General features: G+C 70.9%; 22 protein-coding genes and 1 pseudogene. 6 read left to right on the top strand and 17 right to left on the bottom strand.

All coding sequences use genetic code 11. The annotated features are described in order from the left end of the window. Window positions 1-10: 10 nt before the first annotated feature. Entirely contained in the window at window positions 11-481 is a 471-nt protein-coding gene (locus CBQ26_RS07190) for a winged helix-turn-helix domain-containing protein (protein ID WP_280522576.1), read from the bottom strand. A 110-nt stretch (window positions 482-591) separates the two neighbouring features. Beyond that, the gene (locus CBQ26_RS07185) at window positions 592-1,269 is read right to left on the bottom strand and encodes a YqjF family protein (RefSeq protein ID WP_088247848.1); all 678 of its coding nucleotides are present in this window, start codon (window positions 1,267-1,269) and stop codon (window positions 592-594) included. 356 nt (window positions 1,270-1,625) lie between these two features. Here CBQ26_RS07185 and CBQ26_RS07180 point away from each other — a divergent pair, with 356 nt between their 5' ends. Then, entirely contained in the window at window positions 1,626-2,084 is a 459-nt protein-coding gene (locus tag CBQ26_RS07180; protein WP_088247847.1) for a PA2169 family four-helix-bundle protein, read from the top strand. Window positions 2,085-2,158: 74 nt separating this feature from the next. On the opposite strand, the gene CBQ26_RS07175 is transcribed toward CBQ26_RS07180, so the two are convergent. From CBQ26_RS07175 to CBQ26_RS07130, 10 genes are all read right to left on the bottom strand, one after another. After that, window positions 2,159-3,931 (bottom strand): HAMP domain-containing protein, encoded by a 1,773-nt coding sequence (locus CBQ26_RS07175; protein WP_088247846.1) that lies wholly within the window; start codon window positions 3,929-3,931, stop codon window positions 2,159-2,161. Between the two features lie 109 nt (window positions 3,932-4,040). Then, the gene (locus tag CBQ26_RS07170; protein ID WP_088247845.1) at window positions 4,041-4,445 is read right to left on the bottom strand and encodes a DUF8082 domain-containing protein; all 405 of its coding nucleotides are present in this window, start codon (window positions 4,443-4,445) and stop codon (window positions 4,041-4,043) included. Then, on the bottom strand, window positions 4,442-5,239 hold the full coding sequence (locus CBQ26_RS07165; RefSeq protein ID WP_229844042.1) for a hypothetical protein: 798 nt from the start codon (window positions 5,237-5,239) through the stop codon (window positions 4,442-4,444). The genes CBQ26_RS07170 and CBQ26_RS07165 overlap by 4 nt, the downstream gene beginning before the upstream one ends. A gap of 270 nt (window positions 5,240-5,509) precedes the next feature. Further along, window positions 5,510-6,154, bottom strand: a complete 645-nt coding sequence (abxC, locus tag CBQ26_RS07160; RefSeq protein ID WP_088247843.1) for a monothiol bacilliredoxin AbxC — start codon at window positions 6,152-6,154, stop codon at window positions 5,510-5,512. 150 nt (window positions 6,155-6,304) lie between these two features. Then, window positions 6,305-7,204 carry a class I SAM-dependent rRNA methyltransferase gene (locus CBQ26_RS07155; RefSeq protein ID WP_088247973.1) on the bottom strand — a complete coding sequence of 300 codons (900 nt, stop codon included), beginning with the start codon at window positions 7,202-7,204 and terminating at the stop codon, window positions 6,305-6,307. A gap of 62 nt (window positions 7,205-7,266) precedes the next feature. Then, entirely contained in the window at window positions 7,267-8,190 is a 924-nt protein-coding gene (locus CBQ26_RS07150; RefSeq protein WP_088247842.1) for a phospho-N-acetylmuramoyl-pentapeptide-transferase, read from the bottom strand. Window positions 8,191-8,226: 36 nt separating this feature from the next. Beyond that, window positions 8,227-9,066, bottom strand: coding sequence for a hypothetical protein (locus CBQ26_RS07145; protein ID WP_088247841.1), 840 nt, complete (start codon window positions 9,064-9,066; stop codon window positions 8,227-8,229). 30 nt (window positions 9,067-9,096) lie between these two features. Next, window positions 9,097-9,567: a hypothetical protein gene (locus CBQ26_RS07140; protein ID WP_229844040.1), complete on the bottom strand. Its 471-nt coding sequence runs from the start codon at window positions 9,565-9,567 to the stop codon at window positions 9,097-9,099. Window positions 9,568-9,653: 86 nt separating this feature from the next. After that, on the bottom strand, window positions 9,654-10,301 hold the full coding sequence (locus tag CBQ26_RS07135) for a GNAT family N-acetyltransferase (protein WP_308430594.1): 648 nt from the start codon (window positions 10,299-10,301) through the stop codon (window positions 9,654-9,656). Window positions 10,302-10,543: 242 nt separating this feature from the next. Beyond that, complete coding sequence (locus CBQ26_RS07130) at window positions 10,544-10,984, bottom strand: 23S rRNA (pseudouridine(1915)-N(3))-methyltransferase RlmH (RefSeq protein WP_088247839.1); 441 nt, start codon at window positions 10,982-10,984, stop codon at window positions 10,544-10,546. Window positions 10,985-11,125: 141 nt separating this feature from the next. Here CBQ26_RS07130 and CBQ26_RS07125 point away from each other — a divergent pair, with 141 nt between their 5' ends. From CBQ26_RS07125 to pfkA, 4 genes and pseudogenes are all read left to right on the top strand, one after another. Further along, window positions 11,126-11,554: a hypothetical protein gene (locus CBQ26_RS07125; protein WP_078305013.1), complete on the top strand. Its 429-nt coding sequence runs from the start codon at window positions 11,126-11,128 to the stop codon at window positions 11,552-11,554. Beyond that, window positions 11,551-11,733: pseudogene (locus tag CBQ26_RS23130) on the top strand (hypothetical protein); the annotation flags it as partial. The gene CBQ26_RS07125 and the pseudogene CBQ26_RS23130, both read left to right, overlap by 4 nt. Before the next feature lie 127 nt (window positions 11,734-11,860). Beyond that, window positions 11,861-12,853, top strand: a complete 993-nt coding sequence (rsmI, locus tag CBQ26_RS07115) for a 16S rRNA (cytidine(1402)-2'-O)-methyltransferase (RefSeq protein ID WP_088247838.1) — start codon at window positions 11,861-11,863, stop codon at window positions 12,851-12,853. Next, the gene (gene pfkA / locus CBQ26_RS07110) at window positions 12,850-13,887 is read left to right on the top strand and encodes a 6-phosphofructokinase (protein WP_088247837.1); all 1,038 of its coding nucleotides are present in this window, start codon (window positions 12,850-12,852) and stop codon (window positions 13,885-13,887) included. The genes rsmI and pfkA overlap by 4 nt, the downstream gene beginning before the upstream one ends. A 99-nt stretch (window positions 13,888-13,986) precedes the next feature. Here pfkA and CBQ26_RS07105 read toward each other — a convergent pair whose 3' ends face one another. The 4 genes from CBQ26_RS07105 to CBQ26_RS07090 all read right to left on the bottom strand — a co-directional run bounded on the left by CBQ26_RS07105 (window position 13,987) and on the right by CBQ26_RS07090 (window position 18,709). Beyond that, on the bottom strand, window positions 13,987-15,147 hold the full coding sequence (locus CBQ26_RS07105) for a branched-chain amino acid ABC transporter substrate-binding protein (protein WP_088247836.1): 1,161 nt from the start codon (window positions 15,145-15,147) through the stop codon (window positions 13,987-13,989). A gap of 228 nt (window positions 15,148-15,375) precedes the next feature. Further along, a complete protein-coding gene (locus CBQ26_RS07100; RefSeq protein WP_088247835.1) occupies window positions 15,376-16,227 on the bottom strand; it encodes a carbohydrate ABC transporter permease in 852 nt (283 codons plus the stop codon). Between the two features lie 21 nt (window positions 16,228-16,248). Beyond that, on the bottom strand, window positions 16,249-17,178 hold the full coding sequence (locus tag CBQ26_RS07095; RefSeq protein ID WP_055363419.1) for a carbohydrate ABC transporter permease: 930 nt from the start codon (window positions 17,176-17,178) through the stop codon (window positions 16,249-16,251). A 271-nt stretch (window positions 17,179-17,449) separates the two neighbouring features. Further along, entirely contained in the window at window positions 17,450-18,709 is a 1,260-nt protein-coding gene (locus CBQ26_RS07090) for an ABC transporter substrate-binding protein (RefSeq protein ID WP_088247834.1), read from the bottom strand. Window positions 18,710-18,961: 252 nt separating this feature from the next. Between CBQ26_RS07090 and CBQ26_RS07085 the strand changes: the two genes are divergently transcribed. Further along, window positions 18,962-19,702: a DUF2259 domain-containing protein gene (locus CBQ26_RS07085; protein WP_229844039.1), complete on the top strand. Its 741-nt coding sequence runs from the start codon at window positions 18,962-18,964 to the stop codon at window positions 19,700-19,702. A 77-nt stretch (window positions 19,703-19,779) separates the two neighbouring features. Here the strand turns inward: CBQ26_RS07085 and CBQ26_RS07080 are convergent, their stop codons facing one another. After that, window positions 19,780-21,429, bottom strand: coding sequence for a VOC family protein (locus tag CBQ26_RS07080; RefSeq protein WP_088247833.1), 1,650 nt, complete (start codon window positions 21,427-21,429; stop codon window positions 19,780-19,782). Between the last annotated feature and the right edge of the window lie 104 nt (window positions 21,430-21,533).

Raw genomic sequence — 21,533 nt, 5'->3', positions numbered from 1 at the left:
AGCGTCTCGGTCAGGACTTTGTTTTGAACGCTTCCTTTGCGGCCTCATCGCCGCCAACGTGCCGGGGTCGAGGCCGTTGAGGCGTGAAGCCCGCCGCCCGTAGGAATTCATAGGTGCGCCCGAGATGGACGGACAGTCCGTACTGCTGCTGAAGCCAGTCTTGAACGTCTTTACCGGACCAGACGATGCCCTGCTCGAAGTCAGCGTGCAGTCGGGCGGCCAGGGTCTGTTGTTGCTCGGCGGTCAGGAGGCGGGGGGCGCCCTGGTTGACGTGACGCGCGTCACGGAGGCCAGCGAGCCCCTGTTCGCGGTAGCGCTTGACCAGTCCGTAGACGGTGACCCGGTTGTACCGGGTCACCTGAAGGATCTCAGGTACAGGGCGTCCTTCTGCGAGGAGGGCGAAGAGTTGGGCTCTGCGGCGTTCGACGGCACAGGTACTGGCCCGGTAGAGATGCCAGAAAGTGTCAGCGTCATGCGCCAGAGGGGCGGTCAGAGGGATCTGTTTGATGCCGCAATTATAATCTATTTAATCGGAGTCCGTATCAGTCGGACTCCGTGCGCCCCGGATGGCTGGCTGACCAGCCCCTGTGTTCAGAGCACCCGTTCCAGCCAGTGGGCGCGCACGTCCAGCCGTTCGGCGTGCAGGGCGTGCGGTTCGCCGGTCAGGGTCAGGCCGAGCGGTTCGGCCAGGGTGTTCACCCGCACCTGCGTCAGGGCGCGGCGCAGCGGCCACGCGCGGTGCTCGATGCGGCCCCGGTACACTCGCCCGGCCCGGTCGGCCGAGAACAGGTTCAGCCGGTCGGTCAGCCACGCCTCCAGCGAGTCGGAGCTGACGGTCAGCGGCGCCCCGGTCGGGCGGTACGCTCCGGCGAAGCGGCCGCCGCCCGGCGTGTCCGGCGCGAGCAGTTCGCTGGCGTACCGGGTCACGCCTCCCTGGCGGTCCACCCACATGCGGCTGTGCCGGTACGGCAGGTGGAAGAAGGTGCGGGCCAGCGCCGCCGCCAGCGGCTGCGTGACGTCCAGGCTGTAGAACCACACGCCGGGTTCGCCGTTCACGGTGACGTAGGTCCGCAGGTTCAGTTCCGGGAAGGCGCTCAGGCCCGGCACGTCCGGGACGTGCAGCGGCGCGACGCCCTCCATCCGGAACGGCACCACGCCCAGGTACGCCTGCCCGGCGCGGGTGTCCAGCTGCACCCCGCGCGGCAGCGTGCGTTGCAGCGCGGGCGGCGGGACGGGCCAGTGCAGGAAGCACAGGTCGTGCCATTCCATCCGCAGAAGGGGTGACCGGCCGGCGGATCGGCTGGCGGCGGGGTGATGGGGTGAGGGGTCCATGCTCCCAGAAGACCACGTCCGGGGTGGCCGTCCTGTCCCGCGCCGGCGCCGTGCGGGCCTTCATGTGAGTTCCGGAAATTCTGCCCCAACGCCGCGTGAACTTCCCCTTGGGGCGGCTGTCATGTGCGGCCGGCCCGCAGCCCGTAGCCTGCTGATCGTTGCACTTCCCTCCGGCCGGGCGCCGATTCCCGCGTCTTCCCAGGTCCGGCCGCAGGGCTCACGCCGGTGTTCACGGCTCTACCCGGCTGTCCGTCCACGCCTGTCACCCTACCGACTTCCCAGGAGGCACCACCATGACCATGAACAACGAAACCGTTCTCGACAAACTCCAGTACCTGCTCGGCACGCTGCGCGACGGCGAGAAGGGCTTCGCCGACGCCGCCGAGCACGCCACCGACCCCCAGCTGAAGACGCTGTTCACGGAACGCAGCGGCCAGCGCGCCCGCCTCGCGGCGGAAGTCGAGGCGCACATCGCCCGCCTGGGCGACAAACCCCGCGAGGGTGGCAGCGTCGGCGCGGCCCTGCACCGCACCTGGCTGAACGTCCGTGACGCTCTGACCGGCCGTGACGACTACCAGGTGGTCGCCGAGGCCGAACGCGGCGAGGACGTCGCCGTCGAGAACTACCAGGACGTGCTGAAGGAGGCCGACCTGCCCGCCGACATCCGCGCCTTCGTGGAGGGGCAGTTCGCGCAGGTGAAGGCCAGCCACGACCAGATCCGTGACATGAAGCACGGCATGCAGGCCAGCTGAGGCAATTGATCACTAGCCGTCACTGAGCAGCGCCCCCATCCGTAACAGGTGGGGGCGCTGCTGGCGGTAGCGGTTCAGCCGCGCTTGCGGCGGCGCAGACGTTCCATCGCGGAATCCAGGCTCAGGCGCATGCGTTCCAGGGCCTGGGCGAGGTCGCCGACCTCGTCGTTGCGTTCGGCTTTCACCGGGCGGGACAGGTCCCCCATGCTGATGGCGTCCGCGACGCGCACGAGTTCCTCGATGGGCCGGACGACCAGTCGCGCGGCCCGCAGCGCGAGGTACGCCGCGATGCCCAGCGCCAGCAGCGACACCAGCATCACGAGCGCCAGCGTGCGCCGCAGCGCGGATTCCTGCGCGCCGTTCTCGACGCCCACCGCGACGGTGTACAGCACGTCCGCGTCCTCGCCGGCGCGGCCGGGAGTCACCTCACGGCGCGCGCCGTCCTGCACGACCGTCACCTGCTGCACGATGAAGTTCACGCGGGTCACTTCCTGGTTGGCCGGGTCGGCCGCCTGCCGTTCCAGGCGTTCGATGTCGTTCTGCGTGCCGCCCATCTCCTTCATCTCCGTGGCCTGCGCCGCGAACACGTCGGCGGGACGCAGGTCGGCCTTGAAGGCGGAGCGGGTGCGGTTTTCCAGGATGAAGTCGCTGACCTGCGCGTTCAGCAGGTTGTTCACGGCGGGCGTCTGACTGGTGAAGTACCGTGAGCCGTCCCGCAGCTCGACCTGCACGAAGCCCACGCTGGAGTTGTTCACCAGCGCGTCCAGTTGTGGCGGGATGCTCTGGTACCCGCGGGTGGGGTCGATGTTGCTGGCGACGGCCACCGCGATGGCCTGCGCGTTGCGCTGCACCAGCGACTGTTGCAGGCCCGGCAGGGTCAGCGCCAGCACGCCCAGCGTCAGGGCGCTGCTCAGGCCCAGCGGCACGAGCGCCCCGACGGCCATGCGGCGGCCCAGGCTGCTGCGCCGCTGCGCGCCCACCTCGTTCAGGTCCGCGACGGGCGTGACCACCACGGAATCCACGGGCCGCAGCTGCACCTCCGGCGCGCTTTCCGGCGTGGCGGCGGCCGGCATGCTGAGCGCCCCGGTGAAGTCGCTCCAGACGTCCGCCTGCGCGGCGGGGGGGGCGGCCGTGACGGGGTCCATGACGGCCGCGCCCGCCCCGCTCCCGAAGGGCCGGCCCACCGGGTCGCCCGTTGCGGGCGTGTCGGTGGTGGGCAGCGGCGCGAACGGGTCGGCGGCCGGGACGGTCGGGGCCGGCGGCGTGAACGCCAGTCCGGGCGTGAACTCGCCCATGTCCAGCACGCCGGTGGTCGGAGCGGGCGGCGACTGCCACGCGTTCTGCCAGTCGGCGCTGTCGGCGGCCGGCGCCAGGGGCGCCCCGAACCCAGCGAACGGATCGTCGGCGCGCGGCACGGACGCGGCGCTGTCCTCCGGGAACTTCACTTCCGGCCAGATCGCCGAGGCGCGCAGGTCCGCGAGGTCCTGCGACGCGGTCGGCTGCGGGTTGGTGGGGGCCATCACCGTGTCGTCCGGCGCAGCCGGGAACGCGGCGGTGGGCGCCGCCGCGACGGCCCCGCCGGGCGCGACGCCCTGGAAGGGTTCGCTGATCAGGCTGGTCTCCTCGCGGACTTCCTCGAGCGAGACGTTCGCGCCGACCGCCTGGAACATGCTGAGCAGCAGTTCGGCGCGGGGGCGGCCCGTGGGTTTCATCAGGCGGCCCGAGCGGCGCGCGCTGAGCCGCTGGGCCTGCTCGCCGTTCAGACCGAACCGTTCCATCAGCTGGTTTTCCAGGACCTGACGCATGTTGTCGGCGACGGGTTGCCGGATCACGACGGTGTACTTCATGACGGTTCCTTGGGCGTGTTCATCGGTTGGGACCTCCGGCGCGGCGGGGTGGGGCAGGCAGGGCGAATCGGGTCGTGCGGGGCGGGTCGTGCGGTTGGGCGGGGCGGGATCACGTGATCCCCCGGTCGCGCAGGTTGCGCGCGAACTGCTGCACGCGCTCCTGGGTCAGCTGCCGCGCCAGTCCGGACAGCAGCGCGCTGAGGGTGGCCTGATCGCCCAGGTCGTCCAGCACCTCGTCCACCATCACCTCGGCCATCGGGCCGACGACCGGCGTCAGACACTGGATGACCACGTCGGCCGTCTGGTCCGTGACCTGCTGCTCGCGCTGCGCGGCGCGGTTGATCCACTGCGCGGCGGCGTTCAGGCGTTCCGTGACGTCCGGGACGGTCAGCCCGGCCAGCCGCGCGACCTCCGCGATGTCCCGCACGCCGTCCACGTGATGCATGACCCGCCAGACGGTGTACGGCAGGGGCGTGGCGTCGTTCAGGCCCTCGGGCCACTGTGGGGCGCTCACCGGGCTTCCAGGCCGGCGGCCATCCACTCGGGCCGGTCACGCAGGTCCGTGACGGGCAGGTCGATCAGCCGTTGCCCCAGCCGCGCCAGGGTCGCCTCCAGCGCCGCCACGAGGGCCGGGCGGAACTCGTCGACCGTCACCTCGTCGTCCACGCTCAGGACCCCCTCGCCCAGATGCACGTCCTGCGCGAAGGGGTCCAGGCAGGGGTGCTGCTCGGCCAGCCGGACGGTCACCTGCCGCCACGTGGCGTCCAGGCTCACGGCCCGGTGAATGCGGCCCAGCAGCTCCTGCCAGAAGGCCAGCAGCGCGTCCCGGTTGGCTTCGGTGTTCTGCGAGTACACCTGACAGGTCGCGCCGACCAGCGGCAACGCGCCCCCCAGCACCCGCCCGGACGACCAGAACGAGCAGTGCGGTCCCGAGATCAGCAGCCCGTGGAAGCGTTCGCGTTCCAGGGCCGCGCGCGGGTCCGGCCACGCGCCGGGCAGCGCGCGGGCCTGCGCGGCGCGGGTGGACCACAGCAGGTCGCTGAGGCTGGGCGACAGTTCGGTCAGGCTGACGCTGGCGCGCGGCAGGCCCTGCGTGGCGGCCGCCCAGCTCAGGCCCTGCCCGGCGCGCGTGAAGCCGCCCAGCAGCGCGCCGCGCGTCCAGACGAACCGCGCCCAGCGCGGCCCCTGCCAAGCGTCGAAGACACCGCTGAACTCCTGGGACTGCCGGACGGCGAGGTCGGCGGTCACTTCCGTCCAGGGATAGTGGTCGGTGCTGATCCCGGTGTACACGGCCGCGTCGGCGGGCACGGGAACCGGGTGGTTCAGCGTCAGTGAGGGAAGGGGAGTAGGCTCTGGCATGAAGGTTCCGGTAGGGCGTGATGAGACGGTCTGCGCTGCGGGATGAAGGACACCGTTATGGATACCTCATCATGACACCCCTTGTCGTCTTACGTGCCGCTTACATGTGTCGAAAAAGTCACGTTCAGGTCGCCGTCCGCCCCCACCTGACCACACGGCGCCGCCCGCGACCAGGGACGGTCGGCGGGCGGCGCGGGTGCAGGCTCAGTGAGATTGGGTTCAGCCGAGTTCGGTCAGCAGGGCCTGCACGCGGGCGCGCAGATCCCCACGGTCCTGCGGGGCGCCCAGCTGGTGCAGCCCACCGTGGTACGCGTCGGGATCGCCGAACAGGCGGGACAGCAGCTCGAACTCCCGCTGGCTGCGCAGGCTGGCGTCGTCACGGAACATGTTCACGTACTGATCCTGGAAGGCCCACTCGCTCAGCTGCCCGTCCAGGAAGGCGCGCATCAGGCGGCGGTACGGCTCGGCGTTGTCGTCGGTGGCGACGCTCCCCTCGCCCGCGCGGACCGGGACGTGCTGCGCGAACACCGGCGCCAGCGCCTCGGGCGTGATGTCCCAGTTGTTCACCTCGAATCGCGCCTGCCCGTCCTGGAACAGGATCAGCTGCGGGCTGTGGTGCACCAGACCCGTGCGCTGCGCGACGTGGTTGCTGGCCGGACGCCAGTCCACCACCCGGATGAAGCCCACGGGCAGCTCGTGGCGTTGCAGGAAGGTTTCGAGCACCCCGAAGCCCTGCATGGTCTTGTGGCAGGTGCCGGCCTTGAACACGGCCGCCAGCGGGTACTCGGTCAGGAACTGATCGACTTCCTCGGGGGTGGTCAGCGGGACAAGCACCTGCGGTTCGTTCTGCGCGGTCTGGGTCATGCCCACAGCATAGCGCCCGCTTTACAAAGCGAAGTGATACCGCTCGCGTTTCCCGGCCCCCGCGTTCGCGCAGGGCAGGCCCCGCAGCCCACCCCGCCCGGAACCCGCCTCTTTCCTTCCCACTCTGCCTCGCAGCCCTGCGGGTCCGGTTCAGTCCAGGGACCACACGTGCGCTTTCAGGTGGGTCGCGCCGGGGTAGTCCTCGCCGGCCCCCAGGTGCGCCGTGATGCGCCCTGGCCGGCCCGCCTCCTGTAGTCCTGCCCAGGCGAGCCGCTCGAAGGTGCCGGGGGTCACGCCCGCGTGGTTCAGCAGCGCCAGCACCCGCCCACCCGGCGCGGTCACGCCCGCCGCGAGCGTCATCAGCCGCCCGTAATCGCGCTCGGAACGCCACGTCCCGGCGTTGCTGCGCGCGAAACTGGGCGGGTCCAGGATCACCAGATCGAACTGCGCGCCGCGCCGCGCGAGCCGCGTGAACCAGCCGAACACGTCCCCGAACAGGAAATCGGTGTCCGGGGCGTCCAGGCCGCTCAGGGCGTAGTTCGCCTGCCCCCACGCCAGCACCTTGCGGGACAGGTCCACGTTCTTCACGACCGGCGCGCCCCCCAGCGCGGCGTTCAGGCCGAACCCGCAGGTGTACGCGAAGGTGTTCAGGACCCGCCCCTCGCCGTGCGAGGCGTGCTCGCGCACCCAGGCGCGCGCCGGGCGGGCGTCCGTGAACAGGCCCACGCTGAGGTCCGCGCCGGGGCGGATCAGGAACGGCACGCCGTTCTCCAGCGCCGTGACCTCCGGGCGGGCCTCGCCCCACACGGGGTCCGGGGGGGACAGGTATTCGCGTTCCACGTTCGCGGCGTGCCGGGCCTCGACGGGGCGGCGCTTGAGGTACACGGCCGCCAGTCCGCCCGCGCGGGCGCAGGCGCCGGCCAGCGCCGTCTCCTCGTGCGGCGCGAGCGGCGCGTACAGGCTCAGGATGCCGGCGTCCCCGGCGACGTCCAGCGTGAACAGCCCGCCCGTCTCGGTCTGGTGCGCGGCGCGGTACACGGTCGTGCCCATGGACGGCAGGTACGCCCGCGCCGCGAACAGGCCCGGCAGGGCGCGCAGCGCACCGTCCAGGGTCAAGGGCGCCCGCCCAGAATCCACCACGTGGCGGCCGTGGCGACCGCCGTGACCATCCAGAAGCGCATGGTGACGTGCGTTTCCGGCCAGCCGACGTCCGCGTGCTCGAAGTGATGCTGGATGGGCGACATCTTGAACACCCGCTTGCCGCGCAGCTTGAACGACGCCACCTGAATCACGACGCTCAGGACCGCCGCCACCGGAATAATCGCCGCGAGCGGCAGCAGCCACACGTCCGCGTACAGCACGTACGCGCCGGCCGCGACCGCCCCGATCGCGTGACTGCCCATGTCGCCCATGAACACCCGCGCCGGGTGCGCGTTGAACCACAGGAACCCCAGCAGCGCCGCCACCAGCAGCGCACTGACCGGCGACAGCGCCAGCAGCGGCAGCAGCACGATGATCGCCACGCCGCTCAGCAGGCCGTCCAGTCCGTCCGTGAAGTTGAAGGCATTCACGCTGCCCACCATGACCAGCGTCAGCAGGATCACGTCGGCGACCGGCCCCAGGCTGGGCAGCAGTTCATGCGAGGCCAGCGGCGCCGCGAAGTACGCGAACGCCAGCGACACCACGAACTGCAACGGGAACTTCTCGCGGGCCAGCAGTTCCGTGCGGCCCCGCCCGGTCATGCGCGACCGGATCTTGAGCAGGTCGTCGATTCCGCCGATCACGCCCATCGCCAGCGCCGCGAGCATGATGATCAGCTCGCGCGGCCCGCCGGCATTCCCGGTCAGGTACAGCGGGAAGAACACCAGCGCTGCGGCCAGCACGAACGGCACGCCGCCCGCCGTGGGCGTGCCCTCCTTCACCAGGTGCGTCTGCGGGCCGTCCACGCGGACCTTCTGGCCCCAGCCACGCGCGCGACTGACCCGCACGAACAGGCCCACCAGGAACCACGAAAGAATCGCCGTGACGACCATCATGGCCGCACCACCCGCACCGGACGCAGAACATTCATCTCAACCGTGGAGCCTACCACGCACGGCTCTGGGCGTCCGGTCCGCCAGCGCTTCCCTGGCCTCGCGCCGCACCTGCGCGCTCAGGGCGCCGGCATCCGCCCAGCCCGGCAGGTGCAGGGCGTCCAGCAGGTCCAGGATCGCCAGGGCCGCGCCCGGCGTGCCGTTCAGGCCCGGCAGGCACCCGCCCAGCCGCGCCGCGAGCGCCGGGTAACGGACCTCGAAGCGGCGTTCCACTCCATACGGGTCCGCCCGGCCGCTCTGCGGGGGCGTCGCGTCGGCGGCCAGCGCCAGCGCGTGCCCCAGCGCGTACACCTGCGTGAACTGCCACGCCGAGAGCCGCTCGCCCCGCCGGAAGCGCCGCACGCCGACCAGCAGGTTCGTCAATGCCTCATTCAGGTGATGGGTCCGCTGCGCCGCGCTCAGGGGCTGGGCGCGCGCCTCCGGTGGACGGAGGTGCAGCGGCAGGTCCGCCGGTGCGTCCGGCGACCGCCACACCACCCGCGCGTTCACGAACGCCGCGTCGCGCAGGCCCGCCTCGTCGAACACCGCGAACTCACCGAGGACCCCGCCGGCGAACAGCACCTTGAAACCGTCCGGCGTGTTCCGGAAGGCGTGGACGACCCCACCCCCCAGCCAGCCCAGGTCCTCCAGCAGCGCGCCCACCTGACCGGGGCGGGCCAGGACGAAGAAATCCAGGTCCGAGTAGCGGTCGGCGCGGTCCAGTTCCGCGCCCACCGACCCCAGACCCAGCAGCGCCAGCGCCTGCCCGGACGCCTCCAGTCCGGCGGCGATGAGATCCAGGCGGGCCAGGAGGCCGGCGACAGGTTCGGGTGTGGTCACGCCCCGTTGTACCGCACGCGCGGCCGACCGTCAGTTGGCGAGGTAACGGATGAAGTCGCGCATGTCGTTGGCGCACGCGGGCGCCCCCTGCGCGGCGCTGCTGCCGGTCACGGTCCGCAGGACGCCGCTGTCGCTCAGGAACAGCTGGCTGACGCGGTACTTCACGCCCGCCTGCTGGTAGTCGTACGCGGCCAGCACGCCCCACTGACCGGCGCGGTCCACCGGCTGCGTGACCACGTTGCTGACGCTGCGGCCCAGCGTCGACTGGAGTTTCAGCGCGAAGCTGCGCGCGTCGTCCGGCGACGTGAACGTCGGGAACGCCTGACCGTGCCGTTCCTCGCGCAGCACGCACTCGCCGCGCGCGTCGGCCCAGTAGTTGGCGTCGCCGTTCTGGGGAGTCCAGCCGGTCATGGGAACGATCAGCGCCGGAGCGCGGCCGAGGCACAGGGTCACGACGCTCAGGAGCAGGAGCGCGGCGGGGGAGAGGCGGGCGCGGAACATGGTGCCTCCGAGCCTAGCAAACCCATTGTGGCAATCTTGACCCGTTTCTCATCCGCGCGGGCCACCCCCCCCAGTCGGGCGGCCCGTCAGGTCAGGGCCTGCACCCGCGCGGTCAGGCCGGCCTTCACGTCCGGCCACTCGGCGGCCAGCACGCTGAACACCACCGAGTCGCGCGTGAAGCCGTCCGGGCGGCGCTGGTAGGCGCGCAGCACGCCCTCACGCACCGCGCCCAGCCGCGCCATGGCCCGCAGGCTGCGTTCGTTGCGGGCGTCCACCTTGAACTGCACGCGCCCCGCCCCCAGCACCTCGAAGGCGCGCGTCATGAGCAGCAGTTTGGCCTCCGGGTTCACCACCGTGCCCTGCGCGGCCGGCAGCAGCATCGTGCCGATCTCGGCCCAGCCGTCGGCGGCATTCACCTCGCTGAAACTGACGCGGCCCACCACCACGCCCGGACCGTTCAGGCGCACCGCGAAATTCACGCGGCGCGGCAGGGCGTTCAGCTGCGCCACGTACGCCGCCCAGCCCGCCACGTCCGCCGTGACCGGCCCACCGCGCGCCAGGAACCGCAGGGTGTCGGGCGTCGCGCCGGCACACAGGTCCGCCGCGTGTTCCTCCCGCAGCGGCCCGAGCGTCACGGCCCGCCCGGTCAGCACCGGGGCGCGCAGCCACTCCGGCTCCGGCCGGGGCCCGGCGCGGGGGGTCACGGGATCAGGGTCGGTCGGGGGCAGGTCCACGCCGCCCATCGTAGCCATCCGGCCTGTCCGGGTTCCGGGTGCAGGTGCAGACCACTGGCCGCGCGGCCGCCCCGCGAGCCCCGTCCGACCCGTGCGGGGCGGCGGTCATACGGATTCCGTTTATTTCATTGACAACCCGGCAGGGCACCGGGTTGCCAACTCCACGTCCGGAACCCGCCCGGCTCCCACTCGCGTCCGCTCGGATTGAACGGGCTTTGCAGCCCATTCAATCGGAGTCCGTATCAGCCCCGGTGATAGGGTTCCCCGGCGCTGATGGTGCTCGCCCGGTACAGCGCCTCGGCCAGCACGACCATCGCCAGATCGTGCGGCAGGGTCAGCCGGCCCAGGCTCCACAGGGCGTGCGCCGACGCCCGCAGGTCGTCCGTGTGTCCGTCCGGCCCGCCGATCGCGAAGGCCAGTTCCCCCACGCCGCCCAGCGCCTGCGCGTCCAGGTACGCGCTGAGCGCCTCGCTGGTGAACTGCTGCCCGCGCGGGTCGAGCAGCACCAGCGGCGACTTGCCGGCCGCGCGGCGCACCGCCTCGCTCTCCAGCGCCTGCGAGCGGCCGCTCACGCGCGTCACCTGCACCTTGTGGTAGCGCCGCAGCCGCTTCTCGTACTCGTCCCACCCGGCGCGGGCGTAGGCGAGTTTCGGGTCTCCGACGGTGATCAGGTGAAGGCGCACGCCCGCCAGGGTACACCCCCGCCCCGCCGGAATCCGGAGTCCCGCACGGCGCGGCCCGCTCCGGCCCGCTAGACTGTCGATCATGAAAGGCCCGACGATCCTGGCAGCCCCCCGGTGGCCGACCGGTCCGGCAGGGACCGCGTGAACTACGCGGCGACCCTGGCGGTCCTGGCGGTCCTGGCGTTCTGCTTCCCGCTGACCGTGCGTGTCGGCTCGGCGGTCGGTGTGCCCGAGGCGGTGTCCGTGTCGGTGCTGGGCGCCGTCCTGACTTTCGGACTGGCGACGTTCCTGGTGCGCTGGCAGGTGAACCGCCACCGCGTCCACCTGGACCGGCTGGCCGCCGCGCGCGCCCAGGTGGCCGCCGACCCGCAGAATCCCCGTTCGTACTTCGTGGCGGGCGAGCACCTGGGCAGCCTGCTGCTGCGCCTGGACCGCCGCCGCGAGGCGGCCGAGGTCATCGACCGGTACGCCCGTCTGGGCGGAGCCCGTGAATCGGAAATCGTCGCGCTGCGTGAAGCGCTGTCCAGCGCCGAGCGCCGTCAGCGCCGCGCCCAGAGGAGGGAAGCATGAAAGCCTACAAGGGCGTCGTGGAAAACGGCGTGGTCGTCGTGATCGGGGGCCGCCTGCCGGAAGGCACGGTCGTGACCGTCACTGTCGGGGAGGGCGAGCTGCTGCGCGCCCGCATCACCAACGTCCTCAAGCGTCCGCGCAAGGTCAAGGTGCGCCTGAAACCGAACACCGGACTGGCCGCCACCCTCAGCGAGCAGGCCAGCCGCGTGGGCGAGCAGGCCAGCCGCGTGGGCGAGCAGGCCAGCAGCGCCGCCGCCGAGCTCGGGCAGGCCGCGCTCGGGTACGGCCGGGGGCCACGGGTCGCCAATGACTGAGCCCCACCCGGAGCAGACGGACGTGGATCACGCGGACACGGATCTCCCCGGCGCAGACGACACCGACGGCACAGGCGCGCCGCTCCCGCTGGACGCCGCTCCCCTGGACATCCCGGACGGCGCGCGGGTGTGGCTGGTGCCCACCCCGGTCGGGAACCTGGGCGACATCACCCTGCGCGCCCTGGAGGTGCTGCGCGCCGCCGACGCGGTCGCCTGCGAGGACACCCGCCGCACCGGCGCGCTCCTGACGCACCTGGGCATCCGCAAGCCGCTGGTGCGGCTGGACGCGCACACCATGCGCCGCGCGCCGCAGGTCCTGGAACGGCACCCGCGCCTCGCGTACGTCAGTGACGCCGGTACGCCCGGCATCAGCGACCCCGGCGCGGAACTCGTGCAGGCGGCCGTCGCCGCCGACATTCCCGTCGAGGTGCTGCCCGGCGCGACCGCCTTCGTGCCGGCGCTGGTCCTGTCGGGCCTGCCCGGCGGACGCTTCACCTTCGAGGGGTTCCTGCCGCGCAGCGGGCGCGAACGCAAGGAGCGCCTGTCGGCCGTCGCCGCCCGCGCGGAAACCAGCGTGCTGTACGAGAGCCCCCACCGCCTGCACGCCACGCTGCTGGACCTCGCGCAGGCCTGCGGGGAGGGCCGGGCCGCGAGCGTCACGCGGGAACTCAGCAAGCGCTTCGAGGAGACGGCGCGCGGCACCCTGAGCGAACTCGCGGCCCATTTCAGCGGCGCGGTGCGCGGCGAGATCGCCGTGGTCGTCGCCGGCCGCAGCGCCGCCGAGGTGGCCGCCGAGGCCGCCCAGGTCGATCATCTGGGGCAGGCGCAGGCCTGGGCCGCCCAGGGGCTGGGGGTCAGGGATATACGTGAGCTTCTCGTTTCGCAGGGTTTGCGTAAGAATGACGCATATACCCTGGCGTTACAGGCGACCGGCACCCACGCCGGGTCCCGCCCGCCCGCCGCCCCCGAAACGAGGCTCCCATGACCGATCAGACTGCTTCTCCCGTTCCCTCCTCCCTCACCCCGGAACCCGCGCACCCCAACCCGCAGGGCGTCCGGCGCGTCGCGGTCCTGACCAGCGGCGGCGACGCCCCCGGCATGAACGCCGCCATCCGCGCGGTCGTCCGCACCGCCGCCTCCCAGGGCATCGAGGTCGTCGGCGTGCGCCGCGGCTTCTCCGGCCTGCACCGCGGCGAACTGCAACTCCTGGGCCCGCGCGACGTGGCGAACACCATCCAGCGCGGCGGCACCATCCTGCTGACCGCCCGCAGCCACACCTGGCGCACCCCGGAAGGCCGCACGCGCGGCGCCCAGCACCTGCGCGACTGGAACGTCGACGGCCTGATCGTCATCGGCGGGGACGGCAGCTTCCACGGCGCGCACTACCTGCAGCAGGAGCACGGCATTCCCGTGATCGGCGTGCCCGGCACCATCGACAACGACCTGTACGGCACCGACCACACCATTGGCTACTTCACGGCCGTCGAGACCGCCCTGGACGCCGTGGACAAACTCCGCGACACCGGCGCCAGCCACGAACGCATCTTCGTGATCGAAGTCATGGGCCGACACGCCGGCCACATCGCCCTGGACGTCGCCGTGGCCGGCGGCGCCGAGGAAGTCTTCATCCCGGAAGACGCCAAGGACGTCAGCTGCGTCCTGGACGTCGTGCGGCAGAGCGTCGCCAAGGGCAAGACCGGCAGCATCATCATCGTCGCCGAAGGCTACCCCGGCGGCGCGCAGGGCGTCGCGGACGCCATCCAGGCCGGCACCGGCATGGAAACCCGCGTGAGCATCCTGGGCCACATCCAGCGCGGCGGCAGCCCCGTCAGCAGCGACCGCGTGCTCGCCAGCCGCCTCGGCGAGGCCGCCGTGTACGCCCTGATGGAAGGCCGCAGCGACGTCATGGTGGGCCGCCAGAACCACGGCATCACCTTTATTCCCCTGAACGACACCTGGGAAAAACGCAAGGACGTCAACCGCGACCTGTATCGCTGCGCTAAAACCCTGAGCGTCTGACCGACTCGCACAGGGGCAGAGGCACCGGAGGGCATTCCCCCGGTGCCTCTGCCCCTGTGCCTTTGCTCCTGTGCCTCTGAACGCCGGTCGTGTGGCCGGTCAGCGGGCGGGCGCCGCGACCTTCACGGTGGCGCTCAGGGTGGCCTTCGTGCCATTGAGCTTCATGACGTACAGGTTCGCCTCGCGGCGGTCCCCGACGCCGTTGAAGGTCACGGTGCCGGTCAGCAGGCCGCTGTACGTGCCCCGGCGCACGGCGCTCTGCACCTGCTCGCGGCTGGGCACGCCGTTCGGGGCGGCCTTCGCGGCGGCCAGGATGCCGCGCAGCGCCACGCGGGCCGCGTCGTACCCGAACACCGCGAAGCCCTGCGGGGCCATGCCGAAGGTCTTGCGGTACGTCGCCGCGAACGACTGGGCGCTGGGCAGCGACTCGACCGGCGCGGCAGTCGTCGTGTAGTACACGTCGCGCGCGCCGGGTCCCGCGATCTTGCTCAGTTCGCTGCTGTCCAGGCCGTCGCCGCCCACCACGGGAACGGTGACGCCCGCGCCGCGCAGCTGCCGCAGGAACACGCCCACCTGGTTGTACACCCCGCCGAAGTAGATGGCGTCGGGTTTCTGGAGGCGGATCTTGGCGATCACGCCGGAGAAGTCCGCCTTCTCCTCGGTGCCCTCGCTCGCCACGACCTTCACGCCGCCCGCCTTCAGGCTGCGTTCCACCTCGCCCGCCAGCCCCTCGCCGTAGGCGGTCTTGTCGTTCAGGACGTACACCTTCTTCGCTTTCAGGGTCGAGCGGATGAAGCTCGCCCCGGCGGGTCCCTGCGCGTCGTCGCGCGGCACGATGCGGTTGACGTTCTTCAGGCCGCGGTCCGTGACCTGGTTGGCGGTGCTGGCCGAGTTCACCATGACCACGCGGCTGCTCTGCAACGCGGCGCTGGCGGGAATGGTCACGCCGCTGTTCAGCGCGCCGACCACGGCGAGAATCTGACGGTCCGCGGCGATCTTGCGGGCGGCGGCGGTGCCGGTGGCCGGGTCAGCCTGATCGTCGAACGCGACGAGCTGCACCTTCAGGTCCAGTTTCGCGAAGGCGGGCGCGGCCTCGTTCACGGCCAGCTGCGTGCCGTTGCGGACCTGCACGCCCAGGCTGCTGAGCGAGCCGGACAGGGGAGAGAGCGTGGCGATCCTGATGGTCCTGTTCTGGGCGTCGGCGCCGGACGCCAGCAGCAGGGCGGCCAGGGTGGCGGTCATTCGGGTGGTGGCAGACATGTGGGACTCCTCGTGCCGGGGCCGGCTAAAACCGGTCCGGTCGCTCGACAGAGGATAGGGAGGGTGAGCGCGCCCGGCGTGGGATGTCCAGCCAGATAGGCCCGCGCGGACCACCGGGCGTCTACACAGGTTCGCGCGCCCCGGCCGGCACGGGTGCAGAAAAATCCCGTTCCAGCCGGTCAGGGCAGGAACGGGAGGGCTTTGCAGCCCGTTCAATCCGAGTCCGTATCAGCCCTTGACGGCCCCGGCGGTCAGGCCCGAGACGATGTTGCGCTGGAACACCAGTACCAGGATGATCAGCGGCACCGTGACCACGATGCTGGCCGCCATGATCTGCCCCCACGGCTGGTCGAACTGCGTGGCGCCCGAGTAGTTGGCGATCACGACCGGCACCGTGCGGTTGGTGCTCGTGAAGGTCAGCGCGAACAGGTACTCGTTCCAGGCGTTGATGAAGGCCAGCAGGCCGGTCGTGACCAGCGCCGGCATCATGACCGGGAACAGCACCAGGAACAGCGTCTGGAGGGGACTGGCGCCGTCCACCAGCGCCGCTTCCTCCAGTTCGCCCGGAATGTCGCGCACGAAACTGGTCAGCACCCACACCGTGAACGGAATGGTGAAGATCAGGTACGACAGGATCAGGCCCAGCGGGTTGTTGTACAGCCCCAGGTTGTTGATCAGGGTGTACAGGCCCGAGAGCACCGCGATCTGCGGGAACACGCTGACTGCCAGGATCACGTACATGACGATGGTCTTGCCCCGGAAACGGAAGCGTCCCAGTGCGTACGCCGAGAAGGCGCCCAGCAGCAGGCTGATGGCGACCGAACCGACCGCCACGATCAGGGAGTAGATCAGGCCCCGCTGGAAGCCGGGGTTGGCGAACACGTCCGCGTAGTTGCTGAACGTCGTTCTCGCGCCGATGAACTCCAGCGGCGTGAGGAACAGGTCGCCGGGCGAGCGCAGGCTGGTCAGGACCGCCCAGAAGAACGGGGCGAGCAGGTACACGCCGATCACGAGGACCAGCAGGTAGAAGCCGGCGCGTTGCAGGTAGTACAGGGTGGGGTTGGTGTTTTTCAGGTTCATGCGGTCACCTCCTGCTGGGAATCAGTCGAACTTGACGCGGAAGGCGGTGACGTACATCACGACGATCACCATGATGATCACGAACACGGCGACGCTGACGGCGCTGCCCAGACCCAGCAGCTGATTGTCGATCAGCGCCTGCCGGGCGTACCCGGTCATGCTGGTGCTGGCGGCGTTCACGTTGCCCAGCATCACGGACATCACGTCGAACACGCGCAGGGCGTCCAGGCTGCGGAACACCAGCGCGACCAGCAGTGCCGGGCGCAGCAGCGGCAGCGTCAGGCGCCAGAACTGCGTCCACTTGCTCGCGCCGTCCATGTCGGCCGCCTCGTACATGTCGCTGGGCAGGCTCTGCAACCCGGCCAGGATCAGCAGCGCCATGAAGGACGTGGTCTTCCAGACGTCCACGGCGATCAGCGCCCAGATGGCGCTGTCGGTGTTCGCCAGGACCGCCTGTCCGCCCAGCAGGCCGCGCCCGATCAGGCCGAAGGAGTCGTTGTACAGGTACGCCCACATCTGCGCCGACACGACCGTGGGAATCGCCCAGGGGACCAGCATGGCGGTCCGCAGGAACCCGCGCCCTTTGAAGGCGCTGTTCACGACGAGCGCGATGATCATGCCGAACACGGTTTCCAGGAACACGGACACCACCGTGAACAGCAGCGTGTTCTTCACGGCGCCCCACCACTTGGGGTCCTGCAGGAAGCCCAGGCCGATGCCTTCGGGGGTGGTGAACCAGAAGTTCCCCAGCCCGATGAAGGTCCGCTGGTCCGGGCTGGTCAGGTTCGCCTCGAACAGCGAGAAGTAGATCGTGCGGTACAGCGGGTACCCGGCGACCAGCGCGATGGCGATCAGGGTGGGCAGCAGCAGCCAGATGGCCGTCCGGGCGCGGGCCGCCTCGATGCCCCGTGTCTTGACGGGCGCAGCAGAAACAGGAGTCTTGACGGTCATGGTCGGGTGGCCTCCTTTGGCGCGGAACTCAGAAGCAGGTGGGCGGGGCCGCGAATCAGACTGGACGGGAAACGGGTGTGCTGGCAGTGTAGGACCCCGCGCGGCGCCCGGCGGTTAACCGTCCGTCCATCAACCGCTTCCCGGTTCGGCCGGCGGCCCGGCACGTGAAGGCGGGGGGGAGGCCCGGACTCTGGGCGTCCCCCCCGCTCGGCTCCTTGAACAGTGACTCGGTGTGACGGCTGCGCCGGCGGCGCGGCTCAGGCGGGGGTGATTACCAGCCGCGGCCCTTGATGCGCGCCAGATCGGTGCTGAGCTTGGCGACGGCCGCCTGGCCCTTCATCTTGCCGTTCAGCACGTCGCTGACGGCGGTGCTGAAGGCCTGCGAGACCTGGTTGTACTTGCCCTTGGTGGGGCCGGAGGGGCGCGCGACGGCGCTGGTGAACACGTCGTACAGGCTGCCGAAGAAGGGGTTGGCCTTCAGGATGTCCTTGTCCTTGTACAGCGTGGCGATGGTGGGGTTGTACGTGCCCTCGATGGCGCGGATCTTCTGCTCGGCCGGGCTGGCGAGGTAACGCACGAGGTCGATGGCGGCGGCTTGGTTCTTGCTGTAGCTGCTCACGCCGAGCTGCCAGCCGCCCAGGGTGGCGGCGTTGCGGCTGCCGCCGCTGGGCAGGGGCGCCACGCCGATCTTGCCCTTGACCTTGGAGTCGTCGCCCTGCCCGAGCGCCCAGGCGTAGGGCCAGTTGCGCATGAAGGCGGCGTTGCCGGCCTGGAAGATGCCGCGCGCTTCTTCCTCGGCGTAGGTGGTGACGCCGGCGGGGCTGATGCTCTTGATCCAGCTGGCGGCGGTGTCCAGCGCCTTGACGGCCTGGGCGTTGTTGATGGTGATGTTGCCCTTGGCGTCCACGATGGTGCCGCCGCCGAAGCTCACGACCCATTCCAGCGCGTCGCAGGTCAGGCCCTCGTAGTTCTTGCCCTGCCACACGAAGCCGGTGAAGGCCTTGTTGGTCTTCTGCTCGCCGTCCTGGATTTTCTTGGCCATCAGGGCCAGTTCCGTCCAGGTTTTGGGGGCGCTCTTGAAGCCGTACTTCTTCAGCAGGTCGGTGCGGTAGTACATCAGGCCGGCGTCCGTGAACCAGGGCATGGCGACCAGTTTGCCGTTCACGGTGTTCGCGTCGATGATGCCCTTGAAGTGCGCGTTCACCTCGGCGGCCGGCACCTTGCCTTTCAGGTCCACGAAGTGCTGGGCGAGCAGGCCGGGCCACACGACGTCGAGCTGGTACACGTCGATGTCGCTGCTCTTGGCGGCCAGCTGCTGCTGGTACAGGCCGAGGCGGTCGTTGGTGAGGTTGGGGCTCTCGAAGATCTTGACGGTGTTGCCGGTCTTCTTGGCCCAGCGCGCCGCGCCTTCTTTACACAGCTGAAGTTCCTGACCCACGGCGCCGCAGGCGAGGGTGACGGTGACGGCGCTGGCGTTGCTGCTGGCGGCGATGGCGGCGGTCAGGCTCACGAGTGCAATAACTTTCTTCATGCATCCCCCTTGGTGGGTGCTGGACAGCCCCAGCCCGCTTCCTGGGAAGCGGTTCCACGTGTATTAACTTCAGGTGCTCCAAGCGTACATGTCCGGCCCGGCACTGTCAATGGAAACAGTTCCACGAATGAGGCGGCAGCGGGTGTACCCACCCCGGAACCTGCCCTGCAACCCGCCCTGGACAGGCCGCAGCGGCCCATCCCCAGCCTCCCGCATGGGCCGTCCGGGGCGCCGGCGGTGTACGGTACGCTCATGCGACGACTGCCTGCCGGCCTGCGCCTGAACCTGTGGACCCTGCCGGTGCTGGCAGCCCTGGGAGGCGGCGCGCACGCCAACGAGCGCTTGCCCGTCACCGGGGTCCGCTTCAGCGCCGGTGGCGAGCGCGTCATGGCCGTCGTGAACGGCCAGCAGGACGGCAGTGGCTTCGGGACCGCCCGCCTGGACGTGCTGAGCACCCGCAGCGGCCAGACGGTGCTGGGCCGCGCCCGCACCCTGGAGGGCGGGACGGCCGCGCAGGCCCGCGCCGCACTCCTGACCACGCCGCCCGTCCCGGCGTTCCTGCGCGCCGCCGGGCTGACCGGACGGCCCGACAGCGTGCCCCGCTACCGCCGCACCTACCCGGTCCCGTACCCCCGCTGGGAGGACGCCGTGACCCCCGGACGCACCCAGTCCACGCCCGTGCGCCTGTGGACCGTGCCCGTACCCGTGCGCCTGAACGTGTACGCCGTGAACGCCGCCTGCCCGTACCCGGACCTGCTGCCGCCCGGCACCCGCCCCGCCGGGTTCAGCCTCCGCGTGAACGGACAGGTCATCCACACCGACCCCGTCACGCCCGCCCGGCCCGCCACGCACCCACTGAACTGCGCCGCCGGGTACACCGTCGAACGGGTGGACGTGCAGGGCAACCGCGTGCTGGTCACCCTGCGCGCCCTGACCCCCGGTTTCGAGGGACCGGACGCCCTGCCCGTGTACGTCGCCGCCACCCTCAGGTAGGTTGATGGTGAGCGGTTGATGGTCGATGGAGGACTCTGCTTGACTTCCATCGACCATCAACTGTCACCCTGTCCCGTTCACTCCAGCGTGCTGGCGACGCGGTTCATCAGGGCGCGGGCGGCGTTCAGTTCGTCCGCGTTGATGGTGTGCCCCAGGCCGGGAATCACGCGGGCGTCCACGTCCGCGCCGCGTGCGCGCAGGTTCGCGACCGTTTCCTCGAAACGGCTCAGGGGAATGTGGCCGTCGCGGGGGTCCACGCCCATGAACACGGGCGTGCCGCTCAGGTCGGCGGTCCGGTCCAGGGTGATCAGGCCGCCGCTGAAGGCGACCACGCCGCCCAGGCCCGGCGTGCGGCTGGCGTACTCCAGCGCCAGGCACGCGCCCTGGCTGAAGCCGCCCAGCACCACCCGGCTGGCCGGGATGCCCTGCGCGGCCAGTTCGCCCATGACGGCGTCCACGGTGGCCAGGGCGCGGTCCAGGTGCGGCTGGTTCTGCGCCAGCGGCGCCAGGAACGACTGCGGGTACCAGGTGTTCCCGTCCGCCTGCGGCGCGAGGTACGTGAACGCACTCAGGTTGAATTCGCGTTCCAGGCTCAGGATGTCGGCCGCCGTGCCGCCGCGCCCGTGCAGCAGCACCATCGCCACCCGCGCGTCGGCCAGGGGACGCCCGGCAGTCAGGACCTGCACGCCGTCCGCTCCGGGTTCGGGCTGCGCAGGCTGGCTGTTCAGGTCGCGGTTGCCGATGGTCACGCCGTACTCGCGGTTCACGATGCGCGGCACGTGCGCCTCGATCTGCGCGCGCTGCGGCTCGAACCACGCCGGGAGTTTAAGGTGCCGCCCGAGTTCCCCGACCGGCTCGTCGTCGGGGAAGCCGGGGGCGTCGGTGGCGATCTCGAACAGCACGCCGTTCGGTTCGCGGAAGTAGATGGAATGGAAGTACTGGCGGTCCTGCACCGGGGTGGGCCGGTACCCGGCCTCGCTCAGGGACGCCATGTACGCCTCCTGCTCGGCGTCGTCGCGGGTGCGCAGAGCGACGTGGTGAACGCTGCCCGCCCCGAAGGTGCCGCGCGGCTGGCCCGGCCGCTCCACGACGTCCACGAACAGGCCCACGCCGTCCCCGCTGCCCCGGAAGCGGGTGCGGGGGCCCTGCGGGTCGGCCTCGGTGCCGACCTCCGTGAAGCCCAGCTGCCCGACCAGCAGCTGGCGCACGGCGTCCGTGTCGCGCACCCAGGCGGTCACGGAATGGAAGCCGCGCAGTTCATGGTCGGCCGGGACCGGCGAGGCGGGCCAGGGTTGCACTGGCACGCCGTCGTCGAAGGCCAGTTCGATCCAGGTGCCGTCCGGGTCCTCGAAGGTCAGGACCGGCTGCCCGAAGCGGGTGCTGGCCGTGGCGGTCAGGCTGTGCCCCGCGAGGCGGTCGTGCCAGTAGGCGTGGCTGGCGGCCGGGACCGAGTAGGCCAGCGCGACGACCTCGCCGTTGCCGCGCACGCCGCGCCGCGCGCCGGGCCAGGGGAAGTGGGTCATGATCGTGCCGGGCTGCCCGGTCTGGTCGCCGTAGTAGAAGTGGTACGTGCCGGGGTCGTCGAAGTTCACGGTGACCTTCACCAGCCGCTGCCCGAGCACCTGCGTGTAGAAGTCCACGTTGCGCTGGGGGTCGCTGGCCATGACGGTCAGGTGGTGCAGGCCCTGGACGGGGCTGGTGCCGGGAGCGGGGGAGTGGGAGGTCATGGAGCCATATTACTTAACATTGAACGATTATAAGGTGACCCGCGATACATAGCATACGCTCCCCGGCTGCCACCTGCCGACCGCAGAAACGGGGAGAACCCACC

The organism is Deinococcus indicus (assembly GCF_002198095.1).
Lineage (GTDB): Bacteria > Deinococcota > Deinococci > Deinococcales > Deinococcaceae > Deinococcus > Deinococcus caeni.
This window is presented reverse-complemented; position numbering and strand designations above follow the sequence as displayed.